General features: G+C 63.8%; 12 protein-coding genes and 1 tRNA gene. 9 read left to right on the forward strand and 4 right to left on the reverse strand.

Translation table 11 applies throughout. The features are described from left to right. Positions 1-40: 40 nt before the first annotated feature. A tRNA-Leu gene (locus BMW72_RS04725) sits at positions 41-126 on the reverse strand. Positions 127-163: 37 nt separating this feature from the next. Between BMW72_RS04725 and BMW72_RS04730 the strand changes: the two genes are divergently transcribed. Both BMW72_RS04730 and BMW72_RS04735 read left to right on the forward strand, forming a co-directional pair. Then, the gene (locus BMW72_RS04730; RefSeq protein ID WP_035879545.1) at positions 164-769 is read left to right on the forward strand and encodes an ANTAR domain-containing response regulator; all 606 of its coding nucleotides are present in this window, start codon (positions 164-166) and stop codon (positions 767-769) included. A gap of 129 nt (positions 770-898) precedes the next feature. Beyond that, complete coding sequence (locus tag BMW72_RS04735; protein ID WP_092107805.1) at positions 899-4,408, forward strand: TM0106 family RecB-like putative nuclease; 3,510 nt, start codon at positions 899-901, stop codon at positions 4,406-4,408. Here the strand turns inward: BMW72_RS04735 and BMW72_RS04740 are convergent. Further along, a complete protein-coding gene (locus BMW72_RS04740; RefSeq protein WP_092108157.1) occupies positions 4,405-4,830 on the reverse strand; it encodes a hotdog fold thioesterase in 426 nt (141 codons plus the stop codon). The two genes, BMW72_RS04735 and BMW72_RS04740, sit on opposite strands and share 4 nt — an antisense overlap. A 53-nt stretch (positions 4,831-4,883) precedes the next feature. Between BMW72_RS04740 and polA the strand changes: the two genes are divergently transcribed. Beyond that, positions 4,884-7,556 carry a DNA polymerase I gene (gene polA, locus BMW72_RS04745; protein ID WP_092107807.1) on the forward strand — a complete coding sequence of 891 codons (2,673 nt, stop codon included), beginning with the start codon at positions 4,884-4,886 and terminating at the stop codon, positions 7,554-7,556. A gap of 12 nt (positions 7,557-7,568) precedes the next feature. On the opposite strand, the gene BMW72_RS18655 is transcribed toward polA, so the two are convergent. Continuing rightward, a complete protein-coding gene (locus BMW72_RS18655) occupies positions 7,569-8,114 on the reverse strand; it encodes a hypothetical protein (RefSeq protein ID WP_166787691.1) in 546 nt (181 codons plus the stop codon). On the opposite strand from BMW72_RS18655, the gene BMW72_RS04755 reads away from it, so the two are divergent. The 6 genes from BMW72_RS04755 to uvrB all read left to right on the forward strand — a co-directional run bounded on the left by BMW72_RS04755 (position 8,095) and on the right by uvrB (position 17,213). Next, positions 8,095-8,463 (forward strand): sensor histidine kinase, encoded by a 369-nt coding sequence (locus tag BMW72_RS04755; protein WP_277871541.1) that lies wholly within the window; start codon positions 8,095-8,097, stop codon positions 8,461-8,463. The two genes, BMW72_RS18655 and BMW72_RS04755, sit on opposite strands and share 20 nt — an antisense overlap. Before the next feature lie 9 nt (positions 8,464-8,472). Beyond that, the gene (locus tag BMW72_RS04760; RefSeq protein WP_092107813.1) at positions 8,473-10,149 is read left to right on the forward strand and encodes a DUF885 domain-containing protein; all 1,677 of its coding nucleotides are present in this window, start codon (positions 8,473-8,475) and stop codon (positions 10,147-10,149) included. Positions 10,150-10,366: 217 nt separating this feature from the next. After that, positions 10,367-11,821, forward strand: a complete 1,455-nt coding sequence (gene rpsA, locus BMW72_RS04765) for a 30S ribosomal protein S1 (protein ID WP_092107815.1) — start codon at positions 10,367-10,369, stop codon at positions 11,819-11,821. Positions 11,822-12,108: 287 nt separating this feature from the next. After that, positions 12,109-14,457 (forward strand): response regulator, encoded by a 2,349-nt coding sequence (locus tag BMW72_RS04770; RefSeq protein WP_092107817.1) that lies wholly within the window; start codon positions 12,109-12,111, stop codon positions 14,455-14,457. Then, on the forward strand, positions 14,457-15,080 hold the full coding sequence (gene coaE / locus BMW72_RS04775; protein WP_092107819.1) for a dephospho-CoA kinase: 624 nt from the start codon (positions 14,457-14,459) through the stop codon (positions 15,078-15,080). The genes BMW72_RS04770 and coaE overlap by 1 nt, the downstream gene beginning before the upstream one ends. A 69-nt stretch (positions 15,081-15,149) precedes the next feature. Further along, entirely contained in the window at positions 15,150-17,213 is a 2,064-nt protein-coding gene (gene uvrB, locus BMW72_RS04780) for an excinuclease ABC subunit UvrB (protein WP_092107821.1), read from the forward strand. On the opposite strand, the gene BMW72_RS04785 is transcribed toward uvrB, so the two are convergent. Further along, a complete protein-coding gene (locus BMW72_RS04785) occupies positions 17,167-17,565 on the reverse strand; it encodes a hypothetical protein (protein ID WP_139175904.1) in 399 nt (132 codons plus the stop codon). The two genes, uvrB and BMW72_RS04785, sit on opposite strands and share 47 nt — an antisense overlap. Positions 17,566-17,693 lie beyond the last annotated feature (128 nt).

Here is a 17,693-nt window from a genome sequence, read left to right on the forward strand (position 1 = left end):
GCACACACGTGCACGCCGACGGTTGACTAACCGTGGTATCTGGTACCGGTGGTGGGACTCGAACCCACACGTCCTTTCGAACAAAGCATTTTGAGTGCTCCGCGTCTGCCATTCCGCCACACCGGCTTGCAACTACTCGTTCAGAATACCGTAGGCTTTCCTCGTGACCGACCAAGACAGCACCCCCACCCCTCCGCGCCGCGTTGTCGTCGCTGAGGATGAATCCCTCATCCGCCTCGACATCGTCGAGATTCTGCGCGACAACGGCTTTGAAGTCGTCGGCGAAGCCGGTGACGGAGAAACAGCGGTCGCCCTGGCACGGGAACTCCGCCCTGACCTGGTCATCATGGACGTCAAGATGCCTCAGCTCGACGGAATCAGCGCGGCCGAGCGCCTCTCGAAGGAGCACATCGCCCCGGTCGTTCTGCTGACCGCGTTCAGCCAGAAGGAACTGGTCGAGCGCGCTACCGAAGCCGGCGCCCTCGCCTACGTCGTGAAGCCGTTCACCCCGAACGACTTGCTGCCCGCGATCGAGATCGCCCTCTCGCGCTATAGCCAGATCATCACCCTCGAAGCCGAGGTCGCCGACCTGGTCGAGCGCTTCGAGACTCGCAAGCTCGTCGACCGCGCGAAGGGCCTGCTCAACGAGAAGATGGGCCTGACCGAGCCGGAAGCCTTCCGTTGGATTCAGAAAGCTTCCATGGACCGTCGACTTACCATGCACGACGTGTCGCAGGCGATCATCGAGCAGCTCAGCGCCAAAAAGTAACGCATTTTCCGCAAAAAGGGGCCCGGCAGATTCTGCCGGGCCGTTTTGCGTCCTGCCTGGTTTCGGCTGAGGGCTAGCCGGATGCCCTGTCGGCGGTGTCCGATACTCTCAGATGAGGAAAGGCGGCGCATGTTCTTACTGGACGACAGCGTGGTGACGAGCGCGAGCGACCTGAGCGCGGCATCCGTTTGCGAGTTCGCGTTTCTGCGCCGTATCGACGCGAGACTCGGCCGCATCGACGCGGTGCCCGACCCGGTCGACGCCCTGCTCGAACGCACGTCGCGGCTCGGTGACGCGCACGAGCATCGGGTGCTCGAACGCTACCGGCACGCGCAGTCGGTCGCAGAAATCGCCCGGCCAGAGAGGATGTCGCGCGCGGCCATCGAGACCGCCGCCGACGACACCCGGCTGGCCTTCACCGAGGGCGCCGAGGTCATCTTTCAAGCCACCTTCTTTGACCCCGACTTCGGAGAGGAAACCGCAAACGGCCACATCGCCTTCGTCGGATTCGCCGACTTCATCGTGCGCCAGAACGACGGCGCCTGGCTGCTGCAGGACACCAAGCTCGCCCGGCACGCCAGGGTCACCGCCCTGCTGCAGCTCGCCGCGTACGCGGAACAGCTTGAGCGCATCGGGGTTGAAACGGCCGGCACGGTTGAGTTGCTGCTCGGCGACGGCTCGGTCAGCGTGCACCATCTCGCTGACATTCGCCCGGTGTACCGCAAACGCAAGCACCGCCTCGTGCAGATCATCGCGGAACGCCTGAGCGACACCGCCGTCGTCGCGTGGGGGGACCCGCGCTATACCGTCTGCGGGCGTTGTGCCACCTGTGAGCTGGAGGTGCAGCAGCATCGCGACCCATTGTTGGTAGCCGGGCTGCGTTTGTCGCAGCGGGCTCGGCTCGCGGCCGGAGGCATTCGCTCCGTTGATGACCTCGCGGCGTCCACCGGCGCAATCGAAGGCATGGCCGATTCGACCCTCGCCGCGCTTCGCACGCAGGCCCTGCTGCAACTGCAGGCGGTCGCGGGCACAGCCCCACCGGTCGACCTGTACAACCCGGGAGCGCTGGTCGCGCTCCCAGAGCCGAACCCCGGAGATATCTTCTTCGACTTCGAGGGTGACCCGCTCTACTCTGAGACGTACGCGACCGAAACAGACGCGACCGAACCCGCCAGCACGCAGTGGGGCCTTGACTACCTGTTCGGTTTGGTCGACACCGATGAAGAGTTCCGTGCCTTCTGGGCGCACACCTGGGCCGATGAGAAGCAGGCGCTTACCGATTTCCTGGCGTACCTCGCCGACCGTCGAGCTCGGCACCCCGGCCTGCACGTGTACCACTACGCCGCCTACGAGCGCACCCACCTGCTCAGCCTCGCAGCGCGCCACGGCGTCGGCGAGGAGCAGGTCGACCAACTGCTGCGGGAGAACGTGCTGGTCGACCTGTATCCGCTCATTCGCAAGACCATGCGGGTTGGCTCACGTTCGTACTCGATCAAGAAACTCGAACCGCTCTACATGGGCACCGAACTGCGAGGCGGTGAAGTCACCAACGCGGCCGATTCCATCACCGAATACGCGGCCGCGCGCGACTTGCACGCGCACGGCGACCGGTCAGAAGCCCAGCGTATGCTCCACTCCATCGCGGACTACAACCGCTACGACTGTGTGTCAACGTTGCGCCTGCGCGACTGGCTGCTCGCCCTGGCGCGTGGGGCAGGCGTCCGCTCGGCCGACACCCAGCTCGTGACGGATGCCGACACGCTCGAACCGTCACCGGTGCGCGACGCGCTACTCGCCGTTGCGGTCACGGCTGGCCACACGCCGCGCAGTAGCGACGAGACGGCGGCCGCCTTCGCCGCCGCCGCCATCGATTATCACCGCCGGGAGCAGAAGAGTTTCTGGTGGGGCCACTACTTCCGGCTCGAGTACCCGATCGACGAGTGGCAGGACACCCGCGATGTGCTCATCGTCGAACGGGTAGACGTTGACCGGGACTGGTTTCGCGAGGGCCAGCAGCGCGTCGACCGCCGCCATCTCTGGCTTCGCGGGCGACTTGCCCCTGGCAGCAGCATCAAGCCGGGCGACCAGGCCGGCCCCTACCTGCTCTATGAATACCCGGGCCCGTTTAAGAACCCCGACACCTCCGAGGGCTCCCGCACCCACCGCACCGTGAAAGTGCTCGAGGTAGCCGACGACGGCGGCATCCTGGTCGAAGAGACCCTGCAGAATAACGTTGCCCGGTACGATCACCGGCCGAGTGCCGTCGCACCGGCCGCGCCGCCCCGGGCGATGCAGCAAAAACCCGCCATCGACGAGTGGGCCGCAGCCATCGTCGACGCCCAGCCGGGCTGGCCGAACGACCCGATGGTCGACATTCTGCGCCGCACCCCGCCGCGCACCCGCACGGGGCACCTCGCTGCCGTTCCGGCCGCTGGCACCATGATCGACGCTGTCATCGCGACCCTGCTCGACCTCGACCGCTCCTTTCTCGCGATCCAGGGCCCGCCCGGCACGGGCAAGACCTACCTCGGCGCCCACGTCATCACCGCCCTCGTGCAACAGCACGGCTGGAAGATCGGTGTCGTCGCCCAGTCCCACGCGGTCGTCGAGAATCTCCTTGGCGCCGTCGTTTCGGCCGGGCTCGATCCGGCCCTCGTCGGCAAGGTGGCGAAGACGGGGGCCGACGAGGCTGAAGTCGGCTACACGATGCTGCCGAAAGACGGCCAGCTGCTGTTCGCACTCGATCACACGGCCACCGGATTCGTGATCGGCGGCACCGCCTGGGACTTCAGCAATCCGGCGCGCGTGCCCCGCCACAGCCTCGATCTGCTGGTCGTCGACGAAGCCGGGCAGTTCTCACTCGCCTCGACCATCGCCGCAAGTGTCGGCACCCAAAACCTGCTGCTGCTGGGCGACCCGCAACAGCTGCCGCAGGTGAGCCAGGGAACCCACCCGGAGCCGATCGACCAGTCGGCGCTTGGCTGGGTCGCGGCCGGCCATGACGTGCTACCAGCCGCGCAAGGCTATTTTCTGGCTGAGAGTCGACGCCTGCATCCTGCGGTCACCGCGCCGGTCTCACGTCTCTCCTATGGCGGTCTGTTGCGTGCTAACCCGGTCACCTCGACACGGTCGCTTGCTGGCGTCGCGCCAGGGGTGCACGCCGTTCCGGTCATACACACCGGCAACGCCGTCTCCTCACCCGAAGAGGCGCAGGCAGTGGTCGCCCTCGTGCGCGCCGCGCTGGACCGGCTGTGGACCGACCCGACCGCGGGGCGCCGCAACGACCCATTGGCTGCAGCGGATGTCATCGTCGTCACCCCTTACAACGCCCAGGTGGTCCTCGTGCGCCAGGCCTTAACCGATGCCGGGTATTCCGGCGTGCGGGTCGGCACGGTGGATAAGTTCCAGGGCCAGGAGGCGGCTGTCGCGATCGTCACGCTCGCGGCCAGCTCGGCCGATGACGTGCCGCGCGGCATGGCCTTCCTCATTCTGAAGAATCGGCTGAATGTAGCCATCTCGCGGGCTCAATGGGCCGCGTACCTGGTCTATTCACCGGCGCTGACCGAATACCTGCCGGTGACGCCCGCTGGCGTCGCCGAACTCAGTGCGTTCATCGGCCTGATCGAGCCGGAAAACTAGCCTCGCGGCGGAAGGTCCTTAATGATGTTCGTGATGCGTATCGTCGAGCAGCGCCGCCCGGCGTCGTCCGTGACCACAATCTCGTGCGTGGTGAGCGTGCGGCCCAGGTGGATCGGCGTGCAAACTCCGGTGACGTAGCCGGTCGTCGCCGAGCGATTGTGCGAGGCGTTGATCTCGATACCGACGGCGAGCTTTCCCGGACCGGCGTGCAGGTTCGCGGCCATCGAGCCGAGCGACTCGCCGAGCACGACGTAAGCGCCACCGTGCATGAGCATGGCGGGCTGGGTGTTGCCGGCCACCGGCATCCGTGCCACGGCCCGGTCAATGGTGAACTCGGTGAACTCCAGCCCCATCTTGTCGGCCAGGTCTCCGCCGCCGCGCTGCTGAACCCAGGCGAGTGCGTCGTCAGTCGTATCGAACATGATCACCTTTGGTCGGGGGAGCCCACGTGGGAAGACACTTGTAGGCTGGGGGAGTGTTGGACTCCGAAAAGCCTACCCTGATGATCATCGACGGCCATTCCCTGGCATTCCGGGCGTTCTTCGCCCTGCCAGTGGACAGCTTCCAGACCCACGCCGGGCAGCATACGAACGCCATCCACGGATTTCTGTCGATGCTGCTCAGCCTGCTGCGCAACGAGAAGCCGACGCACCTCGCGGTTGCATTCGACATCTCCCGTGCCTCCTTTCGCACCAGGGAATACCCCGAGTACAAGGGCACCCGCAATGCGACGCCGCCGGAGTTTCTCGGCCAGATTCCGCTGCTTCAGGAAGCCCTCGCCGCGATGAACATCACGACCATCACCAAGGAAGACTACGAGGCCGACGATATTCTCGCGACGCTGTCGGTCGAAGGGACAGCGGCCGGCTACAACGTGCTCGTCGTCTCCGGCGACCGGGACGCCATCCAGTTGGTCAACGAGACCGTCACCCTGCTGTACCCCGCGAGCCAGGGCGTGTCAGCCCTCACCCGCTACGATCCGGCCCGGGTGCGTGAACGCTACGGCATCGAGCCCGAGCAGTATCCCGATGTCGCCGCTCTCGTCGGCGAAACCAGCGACAACCTGATCGGCATCAGCAAGGTCGGCGAGAAAACCGCGGTCAAGTGGCTTGGCTTGTACGGCAGCCTCGACGGAATCCTGGAACACGCTGAGGAGATCAAGGGCGTCGTGGGCAACAACCTGCGCGAGCAAAAAGAGAACGCGATTCGCAACCGCCGTCTCAACCGCCTGGTCACCAACCTGGAGTTGCCGCTGGCCGTGGCCGCCCTCGAACGCGGCGCCATGGACACCGACGCCGTGCGCGACATCTTCACCCGCCTCGAGTTCAAGACCCTGCTCGACCGGGTGCTCAAACTCGCCGGTGAGGACCCGGCGGTTGAAGCGGCCGTCGCCGTCATCGATGAGGTGCCCGCCGTTCAAGCCCCCGTCGCGCAGGATCTGCTCGACGAAGAATTGCAGTCCTGGCTTGACCGGGCCACAGCCGCCCGCCCGGCCGGACTCGGCCTGACCGTCGAGGTACAGGACGGCAAAGCGATCGGTTTCGGACTAGCCAGTCCGACCGAGACCATCAACCTGCCCTGGCAGGCCGATCGCAAGGACTACGCCCCGCTCGAAGCGTGGCTCGCCAGCGACGCCCCGAAGATCATGAACGACGCCAAACACCAGGTGAAAGCGCTGCGCCGCAGCGGACTGCCCTTCGCCGGTCTGGCCTTCGACACCTTGGTGGGGGCCTGGCTTATCCGCCCCGGTGGCCCGGACAAGACCCTGGCCGACCTGGTCTCGCGCTATCTCGACGAAACGCTGCCGATCGCCGACCCCAACCAGCTCGTACCCGACGAGACCCAGCAGGCCGGCTCCCCTGCCCAGGCCTGGTACACGATGCGGGTGTTCGCTGCTGTTGAACAGGCGCTCGACCCCGGCTCGCTCAAGCTGCTGCTGGAGATCGAGCTGCCAACCCTGCTGGCCCTCGCCGACATGGAACTCGCCGGAGTCAGTGTGTCGCACGAGCAACTCGCCGAGCTGTCCGCTGAGCTGGGGGCCAGTACGGCGAGCCTCGCCGCGGCGGCCTACGCCGAGATCGGCCGTGAGGTCAACCTTGGGTCGCCCAAGCAGCTGCAGGACGTCCTGTTCGAGCAGCTGGAGATGCCGAAGACCCGGGCCAACAAGACCGGATTTTCAACGGATGCCGGCGCCCTTGCCGACCTGCAGGCCAGCAACCCGCATCCGTTCCTCGATCTGCTGCTCAAGCATCGCGACGCCACCAAGCTGCGCCAGATCGTAGAAACGCTCGACAAGGCGATCGACACGACCGGCCGCATCCACACCACCTACGTGCAGATCGGCACCACCACCGGCCGCATTTCGTCGAACGACCCGAACCTGCAGAACATCCCGGTGCGCACCGAGGAGGGCCGGCGCATCCGCGCCGCGTTCCAGGCCGGCGCCGACAGCGAGAGCCTGCTCACCGCCGATTACTCGCAGATCGAGATGCGCATCATGGCGCACCTCTCCGAGGACGCCGGGCTGATCGACGCCTTCAACGCCGGGGAGGACCTGCACCGTTTCGTCGGTTCGCGCATCTTCGGTGTCGACCCCGCCGATGTTTCCGGTGAGATGCGCAGCAAGGTGAAGGCCATGAGCTACGGGCTCGCCTACGGCCTCAGCGCCTTCGGGCTGTCCAAGCAGTTGCGCATCGACACCAAAGAGGCCAAGCAGCTCATGACCGACTACTTCGAGCGGTTCGGCGCGGTGCGTGACTACCTGCGCAACGTCGTCGAGCAGGCCAAGGTCGACGGTTACACCGAGACCATCTACGGTCGGCGCCGTCCCTTTCCCGACCTGGCCAGCCCGAAACGCGTGCTGCGCGACAATGCCGAGCGGGCCGCCCTCAACGCGCCCATCCAGGGGTCGGCCGCCGACATCATGAAGATCGCCATGAATGGAATTGCCGCCGACCTGACGGACGCCTCGATGGAGTCCCGCATGCTGCTGCAGGTGCACGACGAATTGATCTTCGATGTTGCCCCGGGGGAATGGGAGGCTCTGCGCCTCGTCGTCACCCACAACATGGAGTCCGCTGCCGACCTGCTCGTCCCGCTGACCGTTCAGGTGGGGCGCGGCGCCAACTGGGACGAAGCCGCGCACTGATTGACGAGGGTCCTAGTGCGGCTGTCCGAGTGGACCCGTCCCCGATCCATCCGAAACCGTTTCCATACGGACCAACTCTGCCCGCCCTGCTCCACCGGAGACATCAAGTGTGAGCACCGGCCCGACATCGCGTGCATACAACTTGTACTCCAACACCTCAGGATCGATCGTGATGGTGTCTTTAGTGAGGAGAACTGAGTCAAAGTGGCCCAGTGGGACGTCCACCATCTCAGCAATGCTGAGGATCTCGCCGTTGTCCTCGGCTTCTCCCTGGTAGTACTCCTGTCGATATTTCATGCCAGGTGCCGGATCGGCGGGAATGGCGATCCCGGGCAGGGCACCATTAACTCCGGCCTCGAACGAGCCGCTTGTGGAGACGATCGCACCGTTCTCGAATTCCGCAGTATCTTCGCCGAGGTACCAGATCGCTCCTTGTCCGTCCTGCGCATACCAGTCAAACGTGTCCTCGATAATACTGTCGCCCCGAAAAACGGTGTCGCGTACGACGCGCGCGGTGATTCCGTTGGCGACCTCCTTTGTGTCGGTTGTCACTGTCACGACAGCAGTCAGCTCGTCCGACAACGCCGCACAGCACGGTGGCAGAACCGTGACGATCACGCTCTGCGAGTATGCCGGTGAGGCCGTGTTAGCTGTGGCGGATGATGGCCAGGGCATCCCGGCCCATTTGCGGGAGCGGGTTTTTGAACGCTTTGCGCGGGTTGACGAGGCAAGGTCCTCGTCAAACGGCATCAGTAACGGCAGTGGACTGGGGCTCGCAATAGCCAGGGAGCTCATCGCCGGCCATGGCGGAACGATCGCGATCGACCCAGGCCAGGCTGCGGGCATCCGTTTCGTGGTTCGACTTCCTCTTTCTCGGGGGGCGACACGCCCGGGCCCGGTGTTCTAGGCTCATGACATGACAAACGACTTCCAGCGCACTCCGACGGCTATCGATCAGATCGCTGAGAAGTGGGTGGACACCCTCGTCGACCTCGACCCCACCGTCGGCACCTACATCGGGCGCACCGAGGGTGACGGACGGTATGGGGACTATTCACCGGCCGGGCACGAACGATTCGTCGACGAGGCGAAGAAGACGATCGCCCAACTGGATGCTGCCCACCCGGTCGACGGCGTCGACGAGGTCACGCAGACCGACCTGCGAAGTGAGTTGTCGCTGAGTGTGGAAAGTTCTGAGGCGCAGTTGCAGCTGCGCGACCTCAACGTCATCGCCTCGCCAGCTCAGGAGATTCGTGAGATCTTCGACCTCATGCCCACCAAAACCGTTGACGACTGGGCCAACATCGCGTCGCGTCTGGGGAATCTTCCCGCCGCCGTCGATGGATACATCGAGACGCTTCGCCTCGGCATCGAACGCGGCGTGACGCCGGCGCGCCGCCAGGTGCGTGAGGTGCTGGTTCAGGCTCAGCGCCACGCCGCCAACGACGGATTTTTCGCTGAATTCGCCGCCAACGCCGCGCTCGAGGACGGCACTCTCCCCGCCTCCCTGGCTAAAGACCTCGGACGTGGTGCCCGCCGCTCGGCGACCGCCTACGACAAACTGGCAGCATTCTTCAGCACCGAGCTCGAGGGCAAAGCCACCGAAGACGACGCGATCGGCCGTGACCTGTATACCCTCGTCTCGCGCCGCTTTCTTGGCGCCACGATCGACCTCGACGAGACCTACGAGTGGGGAATCGAAGAGCTCGCCCGCATGGTGGACGAGCAGGAGAAGGTCGCCGACCAGATCAAACCCGGCGCGAGCGTGCTCGAAGCCATCGCCTACCTCGACACCGACCCGAGCCGCAAGCTGCACGGCACCCAGGCACTGCAGGAGTGGATGCAGAAGACCAGCGACAAGGCTGTGGCCGATCTGGCCGAAACCCAGTTCGACATTCCCGATGACATCAAGACCATCGAGTGCATGATCGCTCCCACCCAGGAAGGCGGCATCTACTACACCGGACCGACCGACGACTTTTCCCGGCCGGGCCGCATGTGGTGGTCCGTTCCGGTCGGGGTGACCGAATTCGACACCTGGCGCGAACTCACCACCGTTTACCACGAGGGCGTGCCCGGCCACCACCTGCAGATCGGTCAGGCTGTCTACAACCGGGCCAAACTCAACACCTGGCGTCGCCAGTTGGCCGGCACCTCCGGCCACGCCGAGGGCTGGGCGCTTTACGCTGAACGATTGATGGAACAGCTCGGCTACCTCGACGACCCGGCGGACCGTCTGGGTATGCTCGACGGGCAGCGGATGCGCGCCGCTCGAGTCGTCCTCGACATCGGCGTGCACCTCGGCAAGACGCTGCCGGACGGTTCAGGTCCGTGGACCGCGGACCATGCTTTCGAATTCCTCGGCCAGAACGTCAATATGAACGAGAGCTTCGTGAAGTTCGAGGTCAACCGCTACTTGGGCTGGCCAGGCCAGGCTCCGTCGTACAAGGTGGGGCAGCGCATCTGGGAGCAACTCCGCGACGCTGCGAAGCAGCGACAGGGTGCGGCCTTCTCGATCAAGGAATTCCACCGCTCGGCTCTCGACCTGGGTGGCGTGGGGCTCGACACGTTGCGGGCGGCGCTGCTGAAGTAGGCATCCCCCTGGTGCGGTCACGCTTCGGCCCGCCGGACTGCGTGTGCTGGTGAAGTTGCCCGTGAGGGAGTCTGGTAGCTAGGATAGAGTGTCACATTTGTGGCGCCTATCCGCTGCCATGCGCGGAGCGTTCCACGGTCTATACCGCGGAACATGCATAAATCTGAACGACTTTTCGCGTATGGCCCGACTATGTCCATCCTGGAGCAACTACTACATGACAATCGCAACGACCGAACGGGCACCCAAGCAGGTCGCCATCAACGACATTGGATCTGCTGAAGACTTTCTTGCCGCGGTCGAAAAGACTCTGAAATTCTTCAACGACGGAGACCTCATCGAGGGCACCGTTGTGAAGATCGACCGCGACGAGGTTCTCCTCGACGTTGGGTACAAGACCGAGGGTGTCATTCCCTCCCGCGAACTTTCCATCAAGCACGACGTTGACCCCTCCGAGGTTGTCAAGGTCGGCGACCTGGTCGAGGCCCTCGTTCTTCAGAAAGAAGACAAAGAAGGCCGCCTCATCCTTTCCAAGAAGCGCGCTCAGTACGAGCGGGCATGGGGCGACGTTGAGAAGATCAAGGAGTCCGACGGTGTTGTCACCGGTTCGGTCATCGAGGTCGTCAAGGGTGGACTCATCGTCGACATCGGCCTGCGCGGCTTCCTGCCGGCCTCGCTCATCGAGCTTCGCCGCGTTCGCGACCTGACCCCGTACCTGGGCCAGGAAATCGAAGCGAAGATCCTCGAGCTCGACAAGAACCGCAACAACGTCGTACTGTCGCGTCGCGCCCTGCTCGAGCAGACGCAGAGCGAAAGCCGCACCACGTTCCTCAACAACCTCCAGAAGGGACAGGTCCGCAAGGGCGTCGTCTCTTCGATCGTCAACTTCGGTGCGTTCGTCGACCTCGGCGGCGTCGATGGTCTGGTGCACGTTTCCGAGCTCAGCTGGAAGCACATTGAGCACGCCAGCGAGGTTGTTGAAGTTGGCCAGGAAGTCACCGTCGAGATCCTCGAAGTTGACCTCGACCGCGAGCGTGTCTCGCTGTCTCTCAAGGCCACCCAAGAGGACCCGTGGCAGGTCTTCGCCCGCACCCACGCCATCGGCCAGGTTGCACCGGGTAAGGTCACCAAGCTCGTTCCGTTCGGCGCGTTCGTTCGCGTTGCCGAGGGCATCGAGGGCCTTGTGCACATCAGCGAGCTCTCCGGCAAGCACGTCGAGCTCGCCGAGCAGGTTGTCTCGGTCGGCGACGAGGTGTTCGTCAAGGTCATCGACATCGACCTCGAGCGTCGCCGCATCTCGCTCAGCCTCAAGCAGGCCAACGATGGCGTCGACCCCGACGGCACCGAGTTCGACCCGGCGCTCTACGGAATGCTCACCGAGTACGACGACAAGGGCCAGTACAAGTACCCCGAAGGCTTCGACTCCGAGACCAACGAGTGGCGCGAAGGCTTTGACGAGCAGCGCGAAAAGTGGGAGCAGGACTACGCTGCAGCCCAAGCCCGTTGGGAAGCTCACAAGAAGCAGGTTTCGACCGCGAACGACGAGATCGCTGCCCCCAGCGACGTCGCACCGGCCGGCTCCGCCTTCTCGAGCGAGTCGGCTGGCGCCGGCACGCTCGCCGACGACGAAGCACTCGCGGCCCTCCGCGAGAAGCTCTCCGGCGGCAACTAGCAGTACAGCACGACACTGAATCAACGGGTCGCAACCTTCGGGGTGCGGCCCGTTTTGTGTACCGAACGTGCCACACCCGGCTCAGGGCTAAGTCCGGGTCGTGGGAGCATCACGGCCCACCGGGAGGTTCGTGATATACCTGATAATGAGGATCTATCCTCTTGTGATTTAGGATCGGCTGTTCACGAGGTCGTTGAAATCATTGAGTTTTCCACCGATGCACCCGAAGGCTGGATGGAATTCGAAATCGAATAGTTCCAGGCACTACGGTCCCATCGGAGAATGGTATGAATGGTTTTCACCCCCCAGACGACACAGACACCCGGTTCGAGGACAGCTCTGAGGCAACCGCTGCGCGGTCGGCCAACCTGAACGATGCGGATGCACCGAGCCTGTCGTTGTCAGTGGAGGTGCTCAATAGACGCCTGCATGACCTGCAGTTCTACACCCGGTCGCTGATTGAATCGAACATCGATTCATTGATGACGACGGATACCACGGGGATCATCACCGACGTCAATCAGCAGATGGTGGACCTCACCGGAAGAACCCGCGATGAACTCATCGGTGCTCCTTGCCGCAACTTCTTCACGAACCCGGCACGGGCCGACACAGCGATCGCCCGAGTTTTGACCGAGGACCGCCTCAGTGATTATGAGTTGACGGTACGCGCTTTCGACGGCACCGAAACCGTGGTGTCGTGCAACGCTGCGACCCTGCGAGACCGGGAGCGAACGGTCCGCGGAGTCGTCGCCGCAGCCCGTGACGTTACAGAGAGCAAGAAATTCGAACGTGCCCTCCTCGAGAAGATTTTCAAGCTCGAACAGGCGAACATTTCGCTCTCTGAGGACCTTGAGCGTGCAAAAGTCGATCTGCTTACTCCATTACAGGCCGTGGTCGAGTCGTCCGAAGCCCTGCGAAGCGGTAATGACGGAGACCTGAATACGACCCAGCAGGAGCGGATCGAGAAGATCTCCTCGCATGGCAAGCACCTGCTATCGCTGCTCAGCGAACTCATCGGCATGTCCACGGTAGAAACCGGGCTGGTCGACTTCGACTTTCACAACGTGGACGTTTTCGGTCTTCTCAGCGCCACCGCCGCGGCGGTGAATCACTCCGGTGAACCGCAGGTGTCGGTCAGCGTTGACGTCTCCGATGGGGTGGGTCTGTTCCCTCTCGATGCTACAAACGTCGAGCAAATGTTGGCTGTCCTGGTCGCCAACGCCCTGGCCGCGGGTAGCGATACTCCGGTGATCCTGAGCGCGCAAACCGTGGAACCGGGCATGGTGGGCGAATTCGAGGGGGTCCGTCCGCACTGGTCTTTCCCGCTGCCGGCAGGCGACTATGTCGACTACCTGCAGATTCGGGTTGAGGATCACGGGGTGGGCATTGCAGCTGAGGACCTGCCTACGGTTTTCCTGCCGTTGCGTAACGGCATGTCCGACGCCGGCTGGAAGTCGAGCGGCGATGGCGTCGGCCTGGCCAAAGTAAAATTGTTGATCGAGCTGCAGGGTGGCACTCTCGGCGTGCAGGGGGCCCCCGGCGATGGCGCGACTTTCGCCATCTGGCTGCCCCGCCGCATTCTCGGGGCAGCCAGCAATGGTGCAGCGGGGGAAGAGGCTGCCAGGCCAACGCTGGAAACTCGGCTCGATGCAGGGCAGCCAACGGTCGGTGAGCTACACGTGTCGTCCGGGGCGCCTCAGGAACCTCACGACGAAAACAGCGACGCGCTCGTGGAACACGCATCTCCTGACCTGGTCGGCGCGGCCGACGCAGATTCCGATGTCGACGTTCAGAGTCTCGGCGAAGCCGTGGCCGATCTGGACGCTGAAACAGAGCGCTCAATCGCACTCGTGGTTGAAGACGATCAGAAATCGGCCAAACTCGTGCGGCTGCTCCTCGAAGCAGAAGGATTCCAGGTGATTGCGGCTCCGAGCGGCGAGGAGGCGCTCGAATTGGTGCATCGTACGGCCGTCAGCCTGATCACGCTCGACGTGCGGCTACCAGGGATGGACGGGTGGAAGTTCCTGATGAAGCTCCACGATTCGCCTGACTGGGCTTCCGTACCGGTCGTGGTTATCGCAGGACTGGCGGACATGAGCCTGGCGCTGAGCCGTGGTGCTGCCGCCGTGCTGGAGAAGCCGCTCCAGCGAGCCGAGCTGCAGAAGTCCCTCGCCCTCCTCGGGTTTCGCCCAGACGACGCTCGCACCCGCTGCATCCTCGTTGTCGACGAAGACTGGGAGACCATCCAGAGGGTCGATTCCTATCTGGAACTCCCCGTTTATCGAGTCAAATCGGCGTTGACCGGTGAAGCGGCGATCACCGACGCCCTCTCGCTCAAACCGGACCTCATCCTGATCAACCTCATGATGGAAGACTTCAGCGGGTTCAAGATCGTGCGCGCACTCCAGGAGCACACCGCGACTCAGCACATCCCCGTTCTGGTAATGTCCTCGTCCCAGCTCACCGGCGAAGATCAAGCCGCCATCAACAGCGACCCTGGCCAGCCTGTACTGGCCATGGACCGGCCTGACTTCAACCGGGAGGTCTTGCTCGCCGAGGTCAAGCGTGCTCTCAGGGGAGCGGATGTCCAGAACCACCCGGCGAGCGGACGAGCAGGAGATAGCATGGAATGATGTATCTGATTGGGCTGACCGGCGGCATCGCCTCGGGAAAGAGCACCGTGGCGAAGATGCTGGCTGACCTTGGTGCCGTGATCATTGACGCCGATCAGCTGGCCCGTGAAGTGGTGCAACCCGGCACCCCCGGTCTCGCGGCGATAGCCGCCGAGTTCGGTGGCGATATTCTGCTCGCCGACGGCACCTTGAACCGCCCAGCGCTGGGTGCCATCATCTTTTCCGACCCGATTCGCAGAACACTGTTGAATAACATCACACATCCGGCGGTGCGCCAGCTCAGTCGCGACCAGATTGCCGCTGCTGCGGCAGCTGACCCGAGCGCCATCGTCGTCTACGACGTTCCGCTTCTGGCCGAGGCCGTCGCCGGCGGACTCGTCTCCTTTGACCTGGTCGTCGTCGTGCAAGCGGATGCCGACACCCGAATCCAACGGATGATGGAGTTGCGCGGTCTCACGCGCGCAGAGGCGACTCACCGCATCACCGCGCAGGCGAGCGACGCGGAGCGCCTCGCCCTGGCCGACGTGGTGATCGACAACACCGGCACCGTCGACGCCACCCTGGCTCAAGTCAACGCTCTCTGGGAGCGGGTGCGATCGGCCGAGGCCGCGCGACTGCCGTAAACCTGACATCCGCTGTTCACGATCGGCCGTGCAAAGCTGAGTGTCAGACCCCCTTTGTACAATGGAGTCATGGAACCCACGCGCGCTGTGAACCCCTTTGAAGTGGTCAGTGAGTACACACCGAGCGGAGACCAGCCCACGGCGATCGCCGACCTGACGGCCCGCATCAATGCCGGAGAAACCGACATCGTGCTGCTCGGCGCCACCGGCACTGGTAAGTCTGCGACGACGGCCTGGCTGATCGAGCAGGTGCAACGGCCAACACTGGTTCTGGCCCACAACAAGACTCTGGCGGCCCAGCTGGTCAACGAATTTCGCGACCTGATGCCGAACAACGCGGTGGAATACTTCGTCTCCTATTACGACTACTACCAGCCGGAAGCCTACGTTCCGCAGACCGACACCTTCATTGAGAAGGACTCCTCGATCAACGAGGAGGTCGAACGGCTGCGGCACTCCACCACCAATTCGCTGCTGAGTCGCCGCGACGTCATCGTGGTGTCGACCGTGTCGTGCATCTATGGTCTGGGCACGCCGCAAGGGTACCTCGATGCCATGATCGCGTTGCAGGTCGGCCAGAAAGTCAGCCGCGACTGGCTGGTTCGCAAATTCGTGGCCATGCAGTACAAGCGCAACGACGTCGATTTCTCCCGAGGTAATTTTCGAGTTCGCGGCGACACGATCGAGATCATCCCCATGTACGAAGAGCTCGCCATCCGCATCGAAATGTTCGGCGACGAGATCGAAGGACTCTACAGCCTGCATCCGCTCACCGGTGACATCGTCAAGAAACTCGACGCTGTCTCTGTTTTTCCCGGGTCGCACTACGTCGCGAGTGATGACGTCATGCGCCGGGCCATCGGCACCATCGAGATCGAACTGGCGGAACGACTCGAAGTTCTCGAGCGCGAAGGCAAACTGCTCGAAGCCCAACGACTGCGCATGCGCACGACCTTCGACCTCGAAATGATGGAGCAGATCGGGTTCTGCTCCGGCATCGAGAACTATTCCCGGCACATCGACGCGCGCGAACCGGGGGAGGCCCCGCACTGCCTGCTCGACTATTTTCCCGACGACTTCCTCATGGTCATCGACGAATCGCACGTGACCGTGCCGCAGATCGGTGCCATGTACGAGGGCGACTCCTCGCGCAAACGCACGCTGGTCGATCATGGTTTTCGGCTGCCGAGCGCGCTCGACAACCGACCGCTCAAGTTCAACGAGTTCAAGAACCGGGTCGGACAGACCGTGTACCTGTCGGCGACACCGGGCAAATACGAGATGGGAATCGCCGACGGCATTGTCGAGCAGATCATCCGCCCAACCGGGCTGATCGACCCGCAGATCATCGTGAAGCCGAGCGCCGGTCAGATCGACGACCTGCTCGAAGAGATTAAGAAGCGCACCGAACGCAACGAACGCGTGCTCGTCACGACGCTGACCAAGAAGATGGCCGAGAACCTCACCGACTTTCTCACCGAGGCCGGGGTGCGTGTGCGGTACCTGCACTCCGACGTCGACACCCTGCGTCGGGTCGAGCTGCTCACCGAGCTGCGCGCCGGCATCTACGACGTCCTGGTGGGCATCAACCTGCTGCGTGAGGGCCTCGACCTGCCCGAGGTGTCCCTCGTCGCCATTCTCGACGCCGACAAGGAAGGCTTCCTGCGGTCCGCAACCTCGCTCATCCAGACCATCGGGCGAGCTGCGCGCAACGTTTCCGGTGAGGTGCACATGTACGCCGATCGGCTCACCGCCTCGATGGAGAAAGCCATCGACGAAACCGACCGCCGGCGCGAAAAGCAGGTCGCCTACAACACCCTGCACGGCATCGATCCAACCCCGCTGCGCAAACGCATCGGCGATATCACCGAGGCCCTGGCCCGGGAGGAGGCCGACACCGCTGAGCTGCTCGCCGGCCGCGATGCCCGGCGCAAGAGTTCGACGCCCAACCGGCGGGTGGGCCTGGCGGCGAACGGTGCCAACGATCTCGAATCGATCATCGCCGACCTCAACTCGCAGATGCTCGAAGCTGCCGGGGAGCTCAAGTTCGAGCTCGCCGCCCGCCTGCGCGATGAACTCTCCGAGCTCAAACGCGAGCTGCGCCAGATGGAGAAAGCCGGCCACCTGCAGTAGCCGTGCCCACCCTCCACCGGGCCATGGCGGATCGCGGCACGTGTTTGAGAAGCTGGCACTGGTTCAAACACGTGCGAACTTCTCTAACCAGTGCCACGAGAGCGGACGCCCCGAGCGAGGTGAGCACCGCATTGTCCCGGTGCCCGTCAGCGCGTGCGAGCCCGATCGTGATCGACGCCGTGACGAGCGCGATGATCGCCGTGAGAGCGACGACGTATTGCGGGTAGGTTGCCACGGCGCCACCGGCGGTGAGCGTTGCCCGGGACTTGGCCGAGACCGGTTCGCCGAGAATCGCGGCGAAATCCGCCAGATCGCCGACCCAGAGCTGGTCGTTCATACTCGAGTTCATCATCGTGTCGAGATAGTACGGAGTTGGGCAGCGGATGTCGGTGGGCGTGTCCTCCTGACTGGCATCCATCCGAGTTGAATCACTCGGGGCACGGTGTCAGCATTGATCCTCGGGAAGGCGAAGGTGGGTGC

Source organism: Cryobacterium luteum (assembly GCF_900110125.1).
GTDB classification, from domain to species: domain Bacteria; phylum Actinomycetota; class Actinomycetes; order Actinomycetales; family Microbacteriaceae; genus Cryobacterium; species Cryobacterium luteum.